At 69.7% G+C, this 18,553-nt stretch carries 18 protein-coding genes; 14 read left to right on the plus strand and 4 right to left on the minus strand.

The features are described 5' to 3' along the window. The 3 genes from ABT08_RS03535 to ABT08_RS03545 all read left to right on the plus strand — a co-directional run. Positions 1 to 583, plus strand: a 583-nt coding sequence (locus ABT08_RS03535) for an ATP-binding protein (RefSeq protein WP_288114013.1), incomplete at its 5' end; no start/stop codon positions are given. After that, a complete protein-coding gene (gene dprA, locus ABT08_RS03540; protein WP_288114014.1) occupies positions 580 to 1,761 on the plus strand; it encodes a DNA-processing protein DprA in 1,182 nt (393 codons plus the stop codon). The genes ABT08_RS03535 and dprA, both read left to right, overlap by 4 nt. A 58-nt stretch (positions 1,762 to 1,819) precedes the next feature. After that, a complete protein-coding gene (locus tag ABT08_RS03545; protein ID WP_288114015.1) occupies positions 1,820 to 2,770 on the plus strand; it encodes a tyrosine recombinase XerC in 951 nt (316 codons plus the stop codon). Between the two features lie 48 nt (positions 2,771 to 2,818). On the opposite strand, the gene ABT08_RS03550 is transcribed toward ABT08_RS03545, so the two are convergent. Continuing rightward, a complete protein-coding gene (locus tag ABT08_RS03550; RefSeq protein ID WP_056208554.1) occupies positions 2,819 to 3,340 on the minus strand; it encodes a M23 family metallopeptidase in 522 nt (173 codons plus the stop codon). A 289-nt stretch (positions 3,341 to 3,629) separates the two neighbouring features. On the opposite strand from ABT08_RS03550, the gene rpsB reads away from it, so the two are divergent. From rpsB to ABT08_RS03595, 9 genes are all read left to right on the plus strand, one after another. Then, positions 3,630 to 4,457 carry a 30S ribosomal protein S2 gene (gene rpsB, locus ABT08_RS03555; RefSeq protein WP_288114016.1) on the plus strand — a complete coding sequence of 276 codons (828 nt, stop codon included), beginning with the start codon at positions 3,630 to 3,632 and terminating at the stop codon, positions 4,455 to 4,457. A gap of 98 nt (positions 4,458 to 4,555) precedes the next feature. Further along, positions 4,556 to 5,383 carry a translation elongation factor Ts gene (gene tsf / locus ABT08_RS03560; RefSeq protein ID WP_045248420.1) on the plus strand — a complete coding sequence of 276 codons (828 nt, stop codon included), beginning with the start codon at positions 4,556 to 4,558 and terminating at the stop codon, positions 5,381 to 5,383. A gap of 102 nt (positions 5,384 to 5,485) precedes the next feature. Continuing rightward, entirely contained in the window at positions 5,486 to 6,202 is a 717-nt protein-coding gene (gene pyrH, locus ABT08_RS03565; RefSeq protein WP_045248419.1) for a UMP kinase, read from the plus strand. 74 nt (positions 6,203 to 6,276) lie between these two features. Beyond that, on the plus strand, positions 6,277 to 6,831 hold the full coding sequence (gene frr, locus ABT08_RS03570) for a ribosome recycling factor (protein WP_056208561.1): 555 nt from the start codon (positions 6,277 to 6,279) through the stop codon (positions 6,829 to 6,831). 8 nt (positions 6,832 to 6,839) lie between these two features. Beyond that, positions 6,840 to 7,838, plus strand: coding sequence for a phosphatidate cytidylyltransferase (locus ABT08_RS03575; RefSeq protein ID WP_082483168.1), 999 nt, complete (start codon positions 6,840 to 6,842; stop codon positions 7,836 to 7,838). Further along, positions 7,835 to 8,440, plus strand: a complete 606-nt coding sequence (locus ABT08_RS03580) for a DivIVA domain-containing protein (RefSeq protein ID WP_056208564.1) — start codon at positions 7,835 to 7,837, stop codon at positions 8,438 to 8,440. Before ABT08_RS03575 ends, ABT08_RS03580 begins: the two co-directional genes overlap by 4 nt. A gap of 83 nt (positions 8,441 to 8,523) precedes the next feature. Continuing rightward, a complete protein-coding gene (locus tag ABT08_RS03585) occupies positions 8,524 to 9,240 on the plus strand; it encodes an aggregation-promoting factor C-terminal-like domain-containing protein (protein WP_235557355.1) in 717 nt (238 codons plus the stop codon). A 3-nt stretch (positions 9,241 to 9,243) separates the two neighbouring features. Beyond that, the gene (locus ABT08_RS03590) at positions 9,244 to 9,531 is read left to right on the plus strand and encodes an Rv1322 family protein (protein WP_288114017.1); all 288 of its coding nucleotides are present in this window, start codon (positions 9,244 to 9,246) and stop codon (positions 9,529 to 9,531) included. Further along, complete coding sequence (locus ABT08_RS03595) at positions 9,528 to 10,253, plus strand: alpha/beta hydrolase (protein WP_288114018.1); 726 nt, start codon at positions 9,528 to 9,530, stop codon at positions 10,251 to 10,253. Before ABT08_RS03590 ends, ABT08_RS03595 begins: the two co-directional genes overlap by 4 nt. A 10-nt stretch (positions 10,254 to 10,263) precedes the next feature. Here the strand turns inward: ABT08_RS03595 and ABT08_RS03600 are convergent, their stop codons facing one another. Then, positions 10,264 to 11,322 (minus strand): AI-2E family transporter, encoded by a 1,059-nt coding sequence (locus ABT08_RS03600; RefSeq protein WP_045248415.1) that lies wholly within the window; start codon positions 11,320 to 11,322, stop codon positions 10,264 to 10,266. Positions 11,323 to 11,485: 163 nt separating this feature from the next. On the opposite strand from ABT08_RS03600, the gene ABT08_RS03605 reads away from it, so the two are divergent. Then, positions 11,486 to 13,318, plus strand: a complete 1,833-nt coding sequence (locus ABT08_RS03605; protein WP_056208570.1) for a DUF8094 domain-containing protein — start codon at positions 11,486 to 11,488, stop codon at positions 13,316 to 13,318. Continuing rightward, on the plus strand, positions 13,315 to 14,250 hold the full coding sequence (locus ABT08_RS03610; protein ID WP_045248413.1) for a tetratricopeptide repeat protein: 936 nt from the start codon (positions 13,315 to 13,317) through the stop codon (positions 14,248 to 14,250). Before ABT08_RS03605 ends, ABT08_RS03610 begins: the two co-directional genes overlap by 4 nt. A 42-nt stretch (positions 14,251 to 14,292) precedes the next feature. Here the strand turns inward: ABT08_RS03610 and glgB are convergent, their stop codons facing one another. Then, positions 14,293 to 16,449, minus strand: a complete 2,157-nt coding sequence (gene glgB, locus ABT08_RS03615; RefSeq protein ID WP_288114020.1) for a 1,4-alpha-glucan branching protein GlgB — start codon at positions 16,447 to 16,449, stop codon at positions 14,293 to 14,295. Further along, a complete protein-coding gene (locus tag ABT08_RS03620) occupies positions 16,446 to 18,530 on the minus strand; it encodes an alpha-1,4-glucan--maltose-1-phosphate maltosyltransferase (RefSeq protein WP_502685869.1) in 2,085 nt (694 codons plus the stop codon). The genes glgB and ABT08_RS03620 overlap by 4 nt, the downstream gene beginning before the upstream one ends. Between the last annotated feature and the right edge of the window lie 23 nt (positions 18,531 to 18,553).

Consider the following 18,553-nt stretch of genomic DNA (forward strand, 5'->3'; position numbering starts at 1 on the left):
GTCGGTGCTGGACGCTCTCCGTCAGCCGCTCGAGCGCGGTGCCATCGAGATCCATCGCATGGGGGTCGTCGCCGCGTTCCCGGCGAGATTCCAGCTCGTTCTCGCGACCAACCCTTGCCCGTGCGGGAACCACGGCGTGCGAGGTGCGCTCTGCGAATGCCCGCCGTCGGCGATCCGCCGCTACCGCGCGCGGCTGTCGGGTCCGCTGCTCGATCGGATCGACATCGAGATGAGGATGACCCGGGTCACCCGTGTGCCGCACAGTCGCGGCCGCACGTCCAGCGCTGATGCGCGGGAGCGGGTGAGGGATGCGCGCGAGCGCGCCGCCCGGCGTCTGCGCGAGACCCCGTGGACCGTGAACGCGGAGATCGACGGGGCGTGGTTGCGGCAAGATCCCCACGCGCCCACGTCGGACGTGCGGGCTCCGCTGGATGCGGCACTCGAACGCGGTCTGCTGACCCTGCGCGCCTATGACCGCGTGCTGCGTGTCGCCTGGAGCGTCGCCGACCTCGCCGGGCACGATCGCCTCACCGGTGACGACATCGGCCGCGCGCTGTACCTCAAGCGGGGGATGGCGGCGTGAACGGCACCTCGACAGATGCGCGTGCGGTGCGCGCGCGTGCCGATGCGCTCGGCCTTCCTGACGATGAGTTCCGCGACGACCGCGATGCGGCGATCGTGTGGAGCACTCTCGTCGAACCGGGTGACCGCGTGGCGGGCGCGGCGATCGCGCAGTGGGGCGCACGGGGAGCCCTCGACCGCGCACGGCGGGGTGATGCCGAGGGCGGACGTCTGGTCGGCGATGCCGTGTGGTCGGCCGCGCTGCGGCGGTGGGGTCCACGCTGGGATGCCGCGACCCTCCGCGACACCGTCGAGCTCGCCGCCCGCGCCGGAGCCGGGCTGCTGACCCCGAGCGATGCCGGCTGGCCGCGCTCGCTCGGCGATCTCGGCGCGCACGCGCCGGTCGCCCTCTGGGTGCGAGGTGACGCGTCTGCGCTCGCGGCGGAGCCGTCGATCGCAATCGTCGGCGCACGGGCGGCGACCGCGTACGGCGAAGCGGCGGCCGCTGAGGTGGCGGGCGACCTCGCCGCACGAGGCGTGATCATCGTCTCCGGCGCGGCCTGGGGGATCGATGGCGTCGCCCACCGGGCTGCGTTCGGCGTCGGTGGCCGCACCGTCGCGGTGCTGGCGGGCGGTGTCGACAAGGTGTATCCGTCGGGGCATACCGAGCTGATCGAGGCGGCGATGGCCGCGGGAGGCGCCGTGGCCGCGGAGGTGCCGTGCGGCGCCGCGCCCACCAAATGGAGATTTCTCCAGCGCAACAGGCTGATCGCGGCGCTCGGAGCCGCCACTGTCGTCGTCGAAGCGGGCTGGCGCAGCGGATCCCTGAACACCGCAGGCCACGCGTCGGCCCTCGGGCGGCCGCTCGGCGCGGTCCCCGGTCCGATCACCTCCCCGGCCTCAGCGGGATGTCATCGGCTGTTGCGCGACTACGACGCCGTGTGCATCACGTGCGCCGATGACGCCCTCGCGCTCGTCGGCATCGACGCCGGGCTCGCATCCGGCGCGGGCGTCGACGCCGCGCGCACCGACGACGCGACGCGGGTGCGCGACGCCCTCTCGACGAGGGCGCCGCGCACGGTGGGCGACATCGCGCGCCGGGCAGGCATGGACCCGTCCGACGTTGCGGTCATCCTCGGATACGCCCTGCTTGCCGGTGACGCGGTCGACCGAGGTGAGGGGTGGCTTCGGGTGACCTGATGCGTCATCGTCGCCGCGTCGTGCCCAGCGTCGGAGCATCGCACCGCACACTGGGACCATGACGTCCGAGGCATCCGTCGTGCCGTCGCCCCCGCGCCCGCCCGTCGCGCTGGACGCGGTCGCCCGCGAATGGCTCGTCCACCTTCGCGACGTTCGGCGCCTGTCTCCTGCCACGGTGCGGGCGTACACACAGGACATGGCCGATCTCTCGCACCATCTCGGCGAGCACCGTTCGATCGACGACATCGACACGGATGATCTGCGGGAGTGGATGTGGGCTGCCGTGCAGCGGGGGGACGCGCCGGCGACGCTCGCCCGTCGCCGTGCCACTGTGCGTGGACTGTTCTCGTGGGCATTCGAGCGGGGACAGGTGGCGCGAGACCCTGCGGCCCGCCTCGCCGCACCAGCCCGCGGGCGCACCCTGCCGAGGGTGGCCACCACGACCGCGGTCGACCAGGTGCTGGCGGCGGCCGCAGCCCGGGCCGCCGAACGGGACCCCGTCGCCGTGCGCGACCACGCGCTCCTCGAGATGCTCTACGCGACCGGAGTACGGGTCTCGGAGCTCTGCAGTCTGCGCGTGGCCGACATCGACCGCGTGCGCCGCACCGCGCGAGTGCGCGGCAAGGGCGACAAAGAGCGGGTCGTCCCCTTTGGCGCGCCCGCCGACCGTGCCCTCGGCGAGTACCTCGACAGTGCACGACCGGTGCTTCGGGCTCGGAGTGCGGACCCGGGCGACCGCGTCTTTCTCGGTGCGCGCGGGGGCGCGCTCACCCCCCGCGCGGTCTACCGGGTCGTCAGCAGTGCACTCGCGCCAGCCCTCGGTGTCGCGCACGTCGGTCCGCATACTCTCCGTCACACGGCCGCCACGCATCTGCTCGACGGCGGGGCGGACCTGCGGGCGGTGCAGGAGCTGCTCGGCCACGCGAGCCTGGGTACCACCCAGATCTACACCCATGTGTCGACGGAGCGGCTGACCGCTGCCTACCGTCAGGCGCATCCGCGCGCCTGACGGGTGCGGCCGTTGGCGTCCTCATCGAGACGCCGGCTCTGGTCGTGCTCAGCCGCAGCACGGCAGCAGCACTGCCCGCTCGACTCTTCCGAGGAACAGCAACGGATTGACGTACGCTCCGTGCAGACGTGCGCCGAGATGGACGCCCCCGGGCGCGACGTGGCCCCCGGTCGTCACCGTTCCCACCTGATCGCCTGCCGCGATGCGGGCGCCCACGGGAAGGCCGGAAGCCACTGGCTCAAGAGTGCTGACCACACCGTCGTCATGCCGGATCGTGATCACTGCTCGATCCACCACGATGCCCACGAACGCGACCACTCCGTCATCGACGGCGACCACGGGTGCGCCCTCATTCGCAGCCAGGTCGATTCCGCGATGACCCGCGCCGTAGGCGCTGGCGGGTGCCGCGTATCCGGCGATGACGCGCGGCGGCGCGACCGGCCACGACCAGGTGGGCTGCGCGACCCCACGGGCACCGCCCGGCGCAGCGGTCGGTGTCGCGTCCGCCGGTGCGCCCGGCGCGAGGGCCAGTGCGGCGGTGAGGAGGGCGGCGATGAGGGGGCGGCGCATGGGTCGATGCTGGCCTTCGCGGCGCACGCGGGAGCGAACCATGCAACTCGCGGGGGAGGCCGCATCCGCTCGGCCGCCGGGGGAGGAGACGGCGTCCTGTATGCTGAACGAGCACCTCGCTTGTCGGGGTGACTACGCGTGCCCAGAGTCCGGCGGTCTCCGCCGGGTGGCATCCACTCCGACGGTCCCGTCTCGACGGGCGGAGTGGCGCCGGGCACCAGGCTCCGCGCCGCATCCGCGCGCAGAGGACAACCGCAAGAGGCGCCCCGCGCCAGACAGGAGAACGGCCATGGCCGTCGTCACCATCCGCCAGCTGCTCGACAGCGGCGTGCACTTCGGACACCAGACCCGCCGGTGGAACCCGAAGGTGAAGCGCTTCATCCTCACCGAGCGCTCCGGCATCCACATCATCGACCTGCAGCAGTCGCTGTCGTACATCGACAAGGCGTACGAGTTCGTCAAGGAGACGGTCGCCCACGGCGGCACCGTGCTCTTCGTCGGCACGAAGAAGCAGGCCCAGGAGGTCATCGCCGAGCAGGCGACCCGCGTCGGCCAGCCCTTCGTCAACCAGCGCTGGCTGGGCGGTCTGCTCACGAACTTCTCCACCGTGTCGAAGCGCCTCGCACGCATGAAGGAGCTCGAGGAGCTCGACTTCAACGACCCGGCCGGCACCGGCTTCACCAAGAAGGAGCTGCTGCTCAAGCAGCGCGAGCTCGACAAGCTGCACAAGTCGCTCGGCGGTATCCGCAACCTCACCAAGACGCCGTCGGCGATCTGGGTGGTCGACGCCAAGCGCGAGCACCTCGCGATCGACGAGGCCAAGAAGCTCGGTATCCCCGTGATCGGCATCCTCGACACGAACGCCGACCCCGACGAGTTCCAGTTCCCGATCCCGGGCAACGACGACGCGATCCGCTCGGTCTCGCTGCTCACCCGCATCATTGCGGACGCGGCAGCCGAGGGTCTCATCCAGCGCCACCAGCCTGCCGGCGACGCCGAAGAGGCCGAGCCTCTGGCCGAGTGGGAGCGCGAGCTGCTCGAGCAGCCCCAGGCCGAGGTCGTCGAGGTCGAGGCTGCCGCCGAGGCCGCTGTCGCGCCCGAGGCCGACGCCCAGTAAACCTCCGCGTCGTCCAGACGCACTACGATCGGCGCGGCGTGCGCATCGCGCCGCGCCGATCGCCCACGCGAACGCATAGACAGAAGGAGCCGCCACCCATGGCCAACTTCACCATCGCTGACATCAAGGCGCTGCGCGAGCAGCTCGGCACCGGCATGGTCGACACCAAGAAGGCACTCGAGGAGGCCGACGGCGACGTCGAGAAGGCCGTCGAGATCCTGCGCCTCAAGGGCGCGAAGGGCAACGCCAAGCGCGCTGACCGTTCGACGAGCGAGGGCCTCGTGACCGCTCGCGAGCTCGGCGGCAAGGTGACGCTCGTCGAGCTCGCCTGCGAGACCGACTTCGTCGCGAAGAACGAGCGTTTCATCGCCCTCGCTGACAAGGTCGCGGATGCCGCGGCCGCCGCCGGTGCGGACTCCGCCGAGGCCGCTCTGGCCGCCGACGCGAACGGCCAGACCGTCGAGCAGCTCATCTCGGACGAGGCCGCGATCATCGGTGAGAAGGTCGAGCTGCGCCGCGTGCGCACGCTCGCCGGTGACCACATCGAGGTGTACCTGCACAAGACCAGCAAGGACCTGCCCCCGCAGGTCGGTGTGGTGCTCGCCTACTCGGGCGACGACGCCGAGACCGCTCGCTCGCTCGCGCAGCACATCTCGTTCGCCAACCCGAGCTACCTCACCCGCGACGAGGTCCCCGAGGCCGATGTCGAGAAGGAGCGCGAGATCGTCACCGAGATCTCCCGCAACGAGGGCAAGCCGGAGGCCGCGCTGCCGAAGATCGTCGAGGGCCGCGTGAACGCGTTCTTCAAGCAGGTCGCGCTGCTCGACCAGGACTACGCCAAGGACAACAAGCTCTCCGTCGCGCAGGTCGCGAAGGACGCCGGTCTGACGCTCACGGGCTTCGCCCGCTTCAAGGTCGGCGCCTGATCGCCGCGAAGGGCCCGCATCGCTCGATGCGGGCCCTTCGTCGTGCGTGCCCGAAGTCTGGCGTGCGCACTCGCTAAGTTGGACACGACGAGAGGACCCCGCATGGATGAATCGACCGGACGCCGTCGCGTCCTCCTCAAGCTCTCCGGTGAAGCGTTCGGGGGTGGATCCCTCGGGGTCAATCCGGATGTCGTCAGCCGCATCGCGCGCGACATCGCCGCCGCCGTCGACACGGTGGAAGTGGCCGTGGTCGTGGGCGGCGGCAACTTCTTCCGCGGCGCCGAGCTGAGTCAGCGCGGGATGGACCGCGGTCGCGCCGATTACATGGGCATGCTGGGCACGGTGATGAACGCCCTCGCCCTGCAGGACTTCCTCGAACAGGCCGGAGCGGCGACACGCGTCCAGTCCGCCATTTCGATGACGCAGGTCGCGGAGCCGTACATTCCGCGGCGCGCGGAGCGCCACATGGAGAAGGGCCGCGTCGTGATCTTCGGCGCCGGTGCGGGTCTTCCCTACTTCTCGACGGACACCGTCGCCGCGCAGCGCGCGCTCGAGATCGGTGCTGATGAGGTGCTCGTCGCGAAGAACGGTGTGGACGGCGTGTACACGGCCGATCCTCGCAAGGACCCCGCGGCGACGCGGATCGACACCATCACCTACGGCGACGCGCTCGTGCGGGGACTGAAGGTCGTCGACTCCACCGCGTTCAGCCTGTGCATGGACAACCGCATCGACATGCGCGTGTTCGGCATGGAGCCCGACGGCAACATCACCAAGGCGCTTCTGGGCGAGAAGATCGGCACGCTCGTCACCTCGTGACCCTCGTTCCCGCCCAGGTCGGGCGGAGACCCTGCCACTAGACTCTGAGACTGCACCACCGAGGGGAGACACCCATGATCGCCGACGTTCTGGCCGATGCCGGAGAGCGTATGGACCGCGCTGTCGAGTCCGCGAAGGAGGACTTCGCGACCGTCCGCAGCGGGCGCGCGAACCCGCAGCTGTTCCAGAAGGTGCTCGTCGAGTACTACGGGACTCCCACCCCGCTCGCGCAACTGGCCTCTCTCGCGAACCCCGAGGCCCGCACCCTCATCGTGACCCCGTACGACAAGACCGCTCTCAAGGCGATCGAGCAGGCGATCCGCGACATGCCGAACCTCGGCGCGAATCCCACCAATGACGGGAACATCGTGCGCGTGAGCCTTCCTGAGCTGACTCAGGAGCGTCGCAAGGAGTTCGTGAAGATCGTCCGCGGCAAGGGGGAGGACGCGAAGGTGCACCTTCGTGGCATCCGCCGCAAGGCCAAGGACGATCTGGACGCGCTGAAGTCCGAGGTCGGTGAAGACGACCTCGTGCGTGCGGAGAAGGAGCTCGACGCGCTCACCCGCGGCCACGTCGACTCGATCGACGACGCGCTCAAGCGCAAAGAGGCCGAGCTCCTCGAGGTCTGACCGCGATCATGAGTGACTCGTCGCGCGACGCCGACCCGTCGCCGGACACCGTGCCGAGCGGCCACGGGTCGATGCGGCGTTCCTCGCGAGCGCCGCGCAACGAGTTCGAACTGCAGATGGCGCACGCACGCGCCGAGTTCGAAGAGGCGAATGCGCGCATCAAGCAGCGCACGGGGCGAGACCTGATCCTCGCGATCGTGATCGGCCTCGCGATCGGTCTGGTCGTGTTCGTCTCGCTCGTCTTCGCGAACTGGCCGTTCGCGCTGTTCGCCCTCGCGGTCGCCGTCCTCGGGGTCTTCGAGTTCTCGCGAGCGCTGCAAGGTGCCGGCCGGAAGGTCGACCTCATCCCGCAGGTCGCGATCGCCGTGATCGTGCCGGCGACGGCATACCTGCTCGGGCCGTGGCAGATGTGGGTCGCGCTCTTCTGCGGCGTGGTGGTCGCGATCGTCTGGCGCCTCGTGGGGCAGATGATCGAGCGGGACGGCCGCACCTACGGCAACGTCGTCGACGACGTGCTGCTGGCCACCTTCGTCCCTCTTTACGTTCCGTTCCTGGCGAGCCTCGCCATTCTGCTGCTGCGGCAACCGCATGGCGAGTGGTGGGTGATGGCGTTCCTCATCATCACGATCGTCGCGGACACCGGCGCCTACGTCTCGGGTCTGACCTTGGGACGTCATCCGATGGCGCCGAAGATCAGTCCCAAGAAGACCTGGGAGGGCTTCGCGGGAGCTGCAGTGCTCTCCGTCGTCGGCGCGATTCTGCTGGCGTGGCTGATGCTCGGTCTCCCGTGGTGGACCGGCATCATCATCGGACTTGTTATCCTCGGCACCGCGACCGCCGGTGACCTCGGCGAATCCATGATCAAGCGGGACCTGGGCATCAAGGACATGAGTTCGTGGCTCCCCGGTCACGGCGGCGTCCTCGACCGGTTGGATTCGATCCTTCCGTCGGCCGGAGCGGCTCTGGCCCTGTACTACGTGTTCTTCCCGATGGGAGTGGTGTCATGACCGTTCACGACGAACCGTCGAGTGCGATCGATCAGATCGAGGCGGACGCCTACAGCGAGCCGTTGTTCCCGGTCGAGCGCGGGCGTACTCGCGGATACGAGCCGCGAGCGGTGGAGGCATTCCTGGCGCAGGCACGGGACGCGTTCGAGACGGATGCTGCGGGCTCACCCTTCAGCGCGGAGAGCGTGCGCTCGGCGTCGTTCCCGGTCGTGCGGCACGGCTACCAGGTCGCAGCGGTCGACGCCGCCCTGTCGCGGGTGGAAGACGCCTTCGCTGCGCGGGAGCGCGCAGACGCGATCGACGCCCTCGGACCGGCCCGGTGGATCGACGTGCACCGCGGCCTGGCGCAGGAGATCCTCGATCGGCTCACGCGTCCCCGGCGCGAGCGGTTCGCGCGAGTTCCCTGGATCCGCTACGGCTATCGGCTCGATGAGGTCGACATCGTCGCCGACCGTATCGCCGGATACCTGGCGGCGGGGGAGCCGGTCACCGTTGAGCAGGTGCGCGCTGTTGCATTCCGCATGCAGCGCGGCGGCTACGACGAGCTGCAGGTCGACGCGGTGCTCGATGCCGTCGTCACCGTGCAGTTGGCTGTGGACTGATCGGATTGTGGACTGATCGGATGCAGCGGCACGCGTCGGCATCGATGGCGCACCCAGGCTGTGCGGGTTAGACTCGCGACACTGTGACTTCTGGCTACCACGTGACGACTGTGCGCACCGCTCCCGCCACCCGACGGGAAGCGCGCCTGGCGGCGGCGCAGATGCCGCGGTCCGCGGTGGTCGCCCGTCGTCCTCGATGGTCTCGTCGGCGGGCGGTTGCGAGCGTGTTCGCCGTGGTCGCCGCCGTGGGCTTCCTGGGCGCGTCTCTCGCCCCTGCGGGCATGGCGGTGGCATCAGCGGGCACGGATCCGAGTGCGGCATCCGCGCCCTCGTCGATCTACTCGATCACCGTCGCGGCGGCGCAGTCGCTGTCGGTGTCGGGTGACGCGACGGTCGAGCTCGACCGCGGGGGCTATTCGGCCGCGGCCAAGCCGAAGGTCGTCGCGACGGCCACCTCGAGTGTGAAGTCGTTCGTTCCGCCGTTCGTGACCCCGGACCCCGGCACCGCGCAGGCGATCGCACTGCAGATGCTGGAGGCGCGCGGCATGGGGCAGGACCAGTTCTCGTGCCTGGTCGCCCTGTGGAATCGCGAGTCGGGCTGGAACGTCGCCTCCTACAACAAGGGGAGTGGCGCCTATGGCATCCCGCAGGCCCTTCCCGGCAGCAAGATGGCCAGCGCCGGCGCCGACTGGCAGACCAACCCGGCCACACAGATCACCTGGGGCCTGGGGTACATCACGGGCCGCTACGGCACCCCGTGCGGTGCCTGGGCTCACTCGAACGCGACCGGCTGGTATTGAGCCGTGCCGCGGTCGCATCGCCGTCGGCGAGACGACAGCGCGGCCGATGATTCGTTCGACCGGCTGCTGCAAGGGTTTCGGCGAATCGAGACTCGCCGCGGTGTCGAGTGGAACGTGCAGCCGGTCGGTCCGGCGAATGCCGTCAAGGAGTACGTCTGCCCGGGGTGCGGGCGCGTGATCGTTCCGGGCACAGCCCACCTGGTCGCATGGCGGGCTGACGGGGTCCTCGGTGATGCGGCTGACCTCGCCGCTCGTCGTCACTGGCACGAGAGCTGCTGGCGGATCGGATGAGCGCGGAGATCCGAGGCGCGGTGCAGCTGCCGGCGCGTCGTGAGGAGGTGTCGCTGCGCACGTCCGACGGGCTCACGCTCGTCGGGGAGCTGGCGGAGCCGCTCGAGCACGGTCCGGTCGCGACCCTGGTGACGCTGCATCCTCTGCCCACGCAGGGCGGGTTCATGGACTCCCACATCCTTCGGAAGGCGGCCGCGCGGCTTCCGGCGTTGGCGGACATCGCCGTGCTGAGGTTCAACACCCGTGGCACCGTCTCGCCACGGGGAAGGAGCGAGGGAACCTTCGGCGATGGTGAGGCCGAGGCGGCCGATCTGGCCGCCGCGGTCTCGTTCGTCGCCGAGCGGGGACTGCCGGTGCCGTGGCTCGTCGGCTGGTCGTTCGGCACGGAGGTCGCGCTCAAACACGGGCGTGGGCATGACATCGCCGGGCTCATCCTTCTGTCTCCGCCGTTGCGACGCACGACCGAGCGCGAGCTCGCCGCATGGGCCGGTGACGGGAGGCCGATGGTGGCGGTCGTTCCGGAGTGGGATGACTTCCTCCCCCCGGTGCAGGCGCGCGAACGTTTCGCCGCCGTTCCGCACGCACGGATCGTGGATGTCCCCGAGGGCAAGCACCTCTGGGTGGGTGAGACGCAGACGCGGCGCGTGCTCGATGAGATCGTGTCGATCGTTCGTCCGGGGGCGGACCCCCTCCCGACCGAATGGAGCGGGGAGCTGGGCTGACGCGAAGCGCTCAGAGCTCGTTCTGTCGAGGAATGAGCACCTGGCGGAAGAGGATCAGGATGCTCGCGGCGATCGGAATCGCGACGAGCGCACCGAGCAGGCCCAGAAGGGAACCGCCGGCGAGGGCGGCGATCACGACGACCGCGCCGGGCACGGAGACCGCGCGGTTCATGATGCGCGGGGACAGCACGTAGGCCTCGAGCTGCATGTAGAGAAGGTAGTAGATGCCTGCGGCGAGGGCGGTTGCGGGCGATCCCAGTCCGGGGATGAGGCAGGTCAGGACGATGATCGCGGAGCCGGTGAGCGTTCCGACGAGGGGGATCAGGGAGAAGAAGAAGGCCACGACAGCGAGCACGGCGGGGAAGGGCGCCTGGATGATCGACAGGTAAATCGCGCTCAGCACGCCGTTGACCACGCCGAGAGCGACCTGTCCCATGACGTAGTAGCCGACCGAATCCGTGATCTGCTCGGACAGATCCACGAAGCGCGACCGCTTCGATGACGGGACCATGCTGTACACCGCGGCCTTCAGCGACGGGGTCGACGCGGTGAAGTAGATGGTGAGCACCAGGACGATGACAGCGCCCGTCAGTCCGCTGAAGAATGCGAGACCCGCGTTGATGAGGCCTCCGGTGATGGATCCCCAGTTGGCGAGAAGCCAGTTCTGCACATTCGTGAGAGCGTCGTTCATGGACGAGTCGCTGAGGCCGGGGAACACGGTGTGCACCCAGTTCTTCACGTCGTCGATGAAGGTGCCCGCCTGGAAGTAGCGGGTGATCTCCTGCACGAGGTCGCTGACCTGCCCGATGAGGATCGGCAGCACCATGAGCACGATGCCGGCGAACAGGGCGAGCACGGCGAGGATCGTCAGCAGAACCGCGGCCCATCGCGGCAGTCGCCGACGCTCGAGGAACGAGACGACGGGCTCGAGTCCGAGCGAGAGGAACAGCGCGGTACCGATGTAGAGGAGGATCGTCGAGAGGGTCTGCACGCTGGAGATCAGGAGGATCCCGAGTCCCACACCGAGCGTCGCGAGGAAGGCGGTGCGGAAGGGCTGATACAGCTTCACGGCGGCTCCTGGGGGCGGTGTCGGTCTGGCTCGAGACTACGGCGTTCCGTCGAGATGCCCCTGTCGTACACGCTCGCGGGACGTGCCCAGGTCGTCTGGGCTAACCTGGAGAGTCGGCCGTGTCGGCGTGTCTCATACCCGGGGACAGGGAAGGACTCATTTCGTGCGTTTTGTGTGGGCCGTGGCGGCATTCGTGCTCGCCGCCATCCTGATCGGCGCCGGGATCTCCCAGCGGACCATCTTCCAAGGTCCCCCTGAGCGCACCGCCCAGATTCACACGAGCGGATCGGCCCCGTACACGCTGATCGACGGTGCTGTGCTCACTCGCGAGCCGGGCGTCCAGCGGGTCGCGCTGCGCGGGGCATCCGCTCTGTTCGTGTCGTATGGCCGTACCGCCGACGTGAAGGCGTGGCTGTCGAACGTGTCGTACAACGACGTCACGCTCGACGCGTCGGGCAACACCCAGACGACGGTGGTGGCGGCTGCGGCGAACGCAGCGCAGACCGTCGATCCGACGGACGCCACCAACGAGCAGGTCGCGACGGATGCCGCGACTCCCGTTCCCCCGACCGGCTCGGATCTGTGGCTCGAGGAGTTCTCCGGAAGCGGTGCCCTCTCCAGCTCGCTGCAGGTGCCGCAGGGAATGAGCGTGCTGGTCGCGTCTGACGGCAAGGCCGCCGCACCGTCGACGGTGACGATCAGCTGGCCGCTGCGCGCATCGACCCCCTGGGCCGGGCCCCTCATCGTGCTCGGAGGAGTGTTCCTTCTCGTCGGCATCGTGCTGTACATCCTCGCGATCCGGCATTCGCGACGGTCCCGCGGCCCGCGTCGCAAGGCTCCGCCGCCTCTTCCGGTGACCGAGCCGATCGATCTCGCGATCGAGTCGCCCGACCGCGGCGTCATCTCTTCGAGCCCGCCCTCGACACGCCGGTCTCGGGGCACCCGACGGCTGCTCGCGCTTCCGATCGCCCTCGTGGGCGTCCTCGCGTTCGCGGGATGCTCGGCCGATTCCTGGCCGGTGCCCGATCCTTCGTCCAGTCCCTCCGATTCGGCAGCGCCGACGGTACCGGCGGGGCAGCCCGCCCCGGTGGTGAGCTCCGCGCAGGCGCAGAACATCATCGCTCGCGTGCGTGACACCGTCGGCACCGCAGACGCGTCTCTCGATGCGAATCTGGCCGCCACGCGTCTCGCGGGCGCCGCACTGGCGGAGCGTCAGACGAATTACACCCTGCGCGGCAAGGTGTCCGACATGACGGCGCTGCCGGCGATCCCGTCCGGTCAGGTCTATCCGATCCTGCCGCAGGCCTATGACGCCTGGCCGCGCATGGTCATGGCGGTTGTGAGCGACGAGACCGACGGCAAGAAGACGGCGACCATCATGATGCTCCAGCAGCAGGATCCGTGGTCGAACTACAAGCTGCAGTACCTCGGCAGTCTCGCGGGATCGACCGTGCTTCCCGATCTCGCCCCGGACTTCGTGGGCGCGACCCAGATCCCGCCGGATTTCGGACTCCTGTCCATCGCTCCCGACCAGCTTGCGGCCGCGTATGCCGACCTGCTGACGAACGGGGAGAACAGCACATCGGCGAACCTCTTCGATGAGCAGTCGGACGCCTTCTACGCGAGTGTGCAGGCCGACCGGCAGAAGCGCCTGCAGGAGTTCAACACGACCGCGTCGACCACCGGCAGCTTCACGTTCTCGGCCGAGGCGGGCGGCACGACCCCGCTGGCACTGGCGACGCTCGAGAGCGGCGCGATCGTCGCGGTGAGTGTCAACGAGGTCGACACGGTGAAGCCGACGGGAGGCGACATCACGATCAAGTTCGGCGACAACAAGGTGGTGGCTGCTCTCACCGGCGCGACCGAGTCGCCCACCGGCGTGACGAGCCGCTACGCCGACCAGCTGTTCTTCTATGTCCCCGCGCAGGGGTCGACCGACCGCATCCGTCTGCTCGGCTACAGTTCGAACGTGCTCGACGCGAAGGTGATCCAGTGAGCTCTCCCACCCCCGGTTCCGTCCTCCGCGGCGCTGTCGACCTCTCGTCGTTGCGCAACCGCCCGGCAGCGCCGGCGCCGGGTGCTGCACCCGCGGCCGGGGCTGCGGGGGCGCCGTCGCTCGTGATCGACGTCACCGACCAGAGCTTCCCGCAGGTGCTCGAGATCTCCCGCAGCGTGCCGGTGGTCGTGGACCTCTGGGCCGAATGGTGCGGGCCGTGCCTGCAACTGAGCCCGATCCTCGAGAAGGTCGTGCTCGAGCTCGACGGCAAGCTGCTGCTCGCCAAGGTCGACGTCGACGCGAACCCCCAGCTTGCGCAGGCTTTCCGCGCCCAGTCGATCCCTCTCGTCGTGGCACTCGTGGGCGGCCAGCCCGTGCCGCTGTTCACCGGCGCCGTCCCCGAGGAGCAGGTGCGTGAGGTCTTCGCGCAGCTCCTGCAGGTCGCGGCGCAGAACGGCGTGACCGGCACGGTGCCCCGTGGCGAGCAGGATGCCGCGACGGAACCCGTCGAGCCGGAGCTTCCGCCGCTGCACCAGGAGGCCTTCGCGGCGATCGAAGCCGGCGACTATCCGCGTGCCGAGGCGGCGTACGAGCAGGCGCTCGTCGAGAACCCGCGGGACGAGGACGCCCGTGCGGGTCTCGGTCAGGTGCGACTGCTCGCACGCGTCGCGGGACTCGACCTGCAGACGGCGCGGGCGGCGGCGGCCGCGGCACCGCTCGATGCCGACGCTCAGTTCGCCGTGGCCGATCTCGACCTCGCCGGAGGTCACGTCGATGACGCGTTCGGACGCCTCCTCGACCTGTTCGGGGCGCTCCCGGCCGACGAGCGCACGCCGGTGCGCGAGCGCCTGCTCGAACTGTTCGGTGTGATCGGGGACAGCGACCCGCGCGTCGTCCGCGCGCGTGGTCGTCTCACGTCGCTGCTGTTCTGAGTCCGCGGCGCCGACGCGGCGCCGCGGCGCGTCAGCGCGCGATCACTCGCCGTCCGCGTGCGCGAGCCACAGCACGCCGAGCGGCGGCAGTACGAGCGTCGCACGGGCCGCGGCATCCGTCTCGACGACGCCGTAGTTGCCGACCCCTGACCCGCCGTACTCGGTCGCGTCGGAGTTCAGCACCTCGCGCCAGCGACCGCGTTCCGGCAGGTCGATGACGTAGTCGTAGACCGGCGCGCCCGCGAAGTTGCAGAGCGCCACCACCACGTTGCCGTGATGGTCGCGCCGGGAGAAGGCCTGAACGGTGGGGTTCCACGTGGGGCCGCCCAGGCGCGCGAACGCGGCGCCGTCGGCGTCCCGTGACCACAGGGGTGCGTGGGCCTTGTAGGTCGCGTTGAGCACCGCGACGAAATCCGCGAGCTGACGGTGCGTGGGCTGCTCGAGAAGCCACCAGTCGAGACTGCGGCTCTCGGACCACTCGGCGAACTGGCCGAACTCCTGCCCCATGAACAGCAGCTGCTTGCCCGGGTGGGCCCACATGTAGGCGAGGTAAGCGCGCACGTTCGCGAGCTTCTGCCAGTGATCGCCCGGCATGCGCCCGATGAGGCTGCCCTTGCCGTGCACGACCTCGTCGTGTGAGATCGGCAGCACGTAGTTCTCGCTGAACGCGTAGACGAACGAGAACGAGAGCTCTCCCTCGTGGTGCGAACGGTAGAGCGGGTCTCGGGAGATGTAGACCAGCGAGTCGTTCATCCAGCCCATGTTCCACTTGAAGCCGAAGCCCAGCCCGCCGGCGTCGGTGGGCGCCGTGACACCCGGGAAGCTCGTCGACTCCTCCGCCGTCAGCGAGATGCCGGGGAACAGCTTGTAGGACGTCGCGGTGACCTCCTGGAGGAACGAGATGGCCTCGAGGTTCTCGCGGCCGCCGTGCACGTTCGGCTCCCACTCTCCCGGCTCGCGGGAGTAGTCGAGATAGAGCATCGAGGCCACGGCATCGACACGCAGTCCGTCGACGTGGAACTCGTCGAACCAGTACAGGGCGTTCGCCACGAGGAAGTTGCGCACCTCCGCGCGACCGTAGTCGAAGATGAGCGTGCCCCAGTCCTTGTGCTCGCCGCGCCGAGGGTCGGGGTGCTCATAGAGGGCATCGCCGTCGAAACGGGCGAGGGCGAAGGCGTCCTTCGGGAAGTGACCGGGTACCCAGTCCATGATCACGCCGATGCCGGCGCGATGGAGTCGGTCGATCAGATAGCGAAGATCGTCGGGGGAGCCGAAGCGACTGGTCGGGGCGTAGTAGCCCGACACCTGATACCCCCACGAACCGCCGAAGGGGTGCTCGGCGAGCGGCAGGAATTCGATATGCGTGAAGCCGTGAGCGGTGACGTAGTCGATGAGCGGATCAGCGGCGTCGCGGTAGGAGAGCCCCTGTCGCCACGACCCCAGGTGCACCTCGTAGATCGACATGGGCTGATCGAGGGGCTGATGCGTGGAGCGGTGGTGCAGCCAGTCGCCGTCGCCCCAGCCGTAGCGCGACCTGGTCACGATCGACGCTGTCGCCGGCGGAACCTCGGCCTGCCGGGCGAGCGGGTCGGCCTTGAGGATCCACTCGCCGTGCGCGGTGAGGATCTCGTACTTGTAGACGGCGCCCTCGCCGAGGTGCGGGACGAACAGCTCCCACACGCCGCTCGCTCCCATCGAGCGCAGTGCGTGGCCGGCCCCGTCCCAGTTATTGAACGCCCCGACGACACGCACGGCGCGTGCGTGGGGAGCCCAGACGGCGAAGGATGCCCCGGCGGTGCCGTCGCTCTCGCGCAGGTGGGCGCCGAGCACCCGCCACAGCTGCTCGTGGCGCCCCTCGGCGATCAAGTGCAGGTCGAGCTCGCCGATGGTCGGTGCGTGGCGATAGGGGTCGTCCGCGGTGAACGACGGACCGTTCGCGTAGGCCGTCTCGAGCTCGTAGGCGAGAGGCGGACCGACCCGCTCGCCCTCCCAGATCCCCGAGCGCACGTGCACGAGCGGCACGCGGTCGCCATCGACGAACACCGCCGTGACGCTGTCGGCGAGGGGACGTCGGGCGCGCACCGTCGCGCGGGCGGAGCCGGCGGCATCCCGATACGGATGGATGCCGAGGATCGCGTGGGGTTCGTGATGGGCGCCGTGCGCCACGGCGTCGAGTGCGGCGTCGTCGATGATGCTCATCGGCTGCTCCTCACGTGCAGGATGTGGGAGGGCTGGGTGAACGCGTCGAGACGCACGTAGTTGTGCTCGCCCCAGGTCCAGACGGCGCCCGTGACGAGATCCTCGACCTCGAACGGAGTGCCGGCGGGGACGCCGAACGTGCGGGAGTCGAGGTGCACCGTCGTCTCCCGCACCGAGTGGGGATCCACGTTCACGACGACGATGACGGTGTCGTCGACGCCGGCCGGGTTGAGGGCCGCGGGCAGGTGCTTCACATAGACGAGCACGGCGTCGTCGTCGCTCCACTGCACCTGCAGATTGCGCAGCTGCCGCAGGGCGGGATGAGCGCGACGGATCTCGTTCAGGCGTCGCAGGAACGGTGCGAGCGAGTCTCCGCGGGCTTCTGCGGCATCCCAGTCGCGGAACTTGTACTCGTACTTCTCGTTGTCGATGTTCTCCTCGGCGCCCGGACGGGCGACGTTCTCGAACAGCTCGAAGCCGGCGTACACGCCGTAGCTGGGGGCCGCGGTGGCGGCGATCACGGCGCGTACGGCATACGCGGCCCGTCCGCCGAACTGCAGGTACTCGGTGAGGATGTCGGGCGTGTTGACGAACAGGTTGGGGCGCAGAAAGTCGGATGTCTCGTCCGCCGCGGTCTGCAGGAACTCCTCCAGCTCGGCCTTGGTGTTGCGCCAGGTGAAGTAGCTGTAGCTCTGCTGGAATCCGCCCATCGCGAGGGCGCGCATCGGGGCGGGCCGGGTGAACGCCTCTGCGAGGAAGACGACGTCGGGGTCGGTGCGCGTGACCTCGGCGATGAGCCACTCCCAGAACTGCAGGGGCTTGGTGTGGGGGTTGTCGACCCGGAAGATGCGCACGCCCTGGGCGATCCAGTGCCGCACGATACGCAGCACTTCGGTGCGGATGCCCTCGGGGTCGTTGTCGAAGTTCAGGGGGTAGATGTCCTGGTACTTCTTCGGCGGGTTCTCGGCGTACGCGATCGTGCCGTCGGGGAGGGTCGTGAACCACTCCGGATGCGCCGTGACCCAGGGGTGATCGGGCGAGGCCTGCAGGGCGAGGTCGAGCGCGACCTCGAGGCCCTCTGCGCGGGCTGCGCGCACGAACGCACGGAAATCCGCGAGCGTGCCGAGGTCGGGATGCACGGCGTCGTGTCCGCCCTCGGTGCCGCCGACGGCCCAGGGCGATCCGGGATCACCGGGGCCGGCGGTGAGGGTGTTGTTCGGGCCCTTGCGGTTGCGGACACCGATCGGATGGATCGGCGGCAGGTACAGCACGTCGAAGCCCATCCCGGCGACTCCAGGCAGGCGCTTGGTCGCGGTGCGGAAGGTGCCGCTCTTCACGGCGCCGTTGCGCTGGCGGCGCGCGCCCTCGGACCGCGGGAAGAACTCGTACCAGGCACCGACACCGGCGCGCTCGCGCTCGACGAGGAGGGCGAGGTCATCGCCGAGGGTGACGAGCGAGGTCAGCGGACGGCGTGAGAACGCGGCGGCGAGGGCCGGGTCGTCGACGATCGCGAGCGCGGCGACGGTGTCGACGGTGCTGTCACGCAGTCGTTCCGCCTGGGCGCGCAGCAGCGCGCGCTCGGCGGTCGGCCGGTCCTTCTCCGCGGCGCCGCGCAGGAGCAGGAGCGCTCCCGACTCGCGCATGAGCTCGATGTCGACGCCGGCGGCGATCTTGACGGATGCCGCATGGTGCCAGGTCGCGATGTCGTCGCCGAACGCCTCGAACCGGAACCGCCAGGTGCCCTCTTCACGCAGGGCGACGAGTGCGCTCCACCGGTCGGGAACGCCGTCGACGGGCGCGAGGGCGTGCAGCGATTCGTCGCCGCTCGGGCTGAGCAGGCGCACGTGCACGCCGATGAGGTCGTGGCCCTCGCGGAACGCGGTGACGCTGAACGGCACCGCCTCGCCCGCGAACGCGGTGGGGGTGTAGCGCACGTCGGGTGCGACGGGACGCGGGCTTGCGAGGGGGATGCGACCGCTCACCGTTCCGTCCGGGGCCGCCCACGCGGAGGCGGGCCGGAGAGGAAGCGCGGAGGCGCTCAGCCAGGCGGAGGACGTCGGAGCCGGTGTCTTCTGTGCCACGGCTCGAACCTACCCCGCCGCGC

This window comes from Microbacterium sp. SCN 71-21, assembly GCF_001725695.1.
Lineage (GTDB): Bacteria > Actinomycetota > Actinomycetes > Actinomycetales > Microbacteriaceae > Microbacterium > Microbacterium ginsengisoli.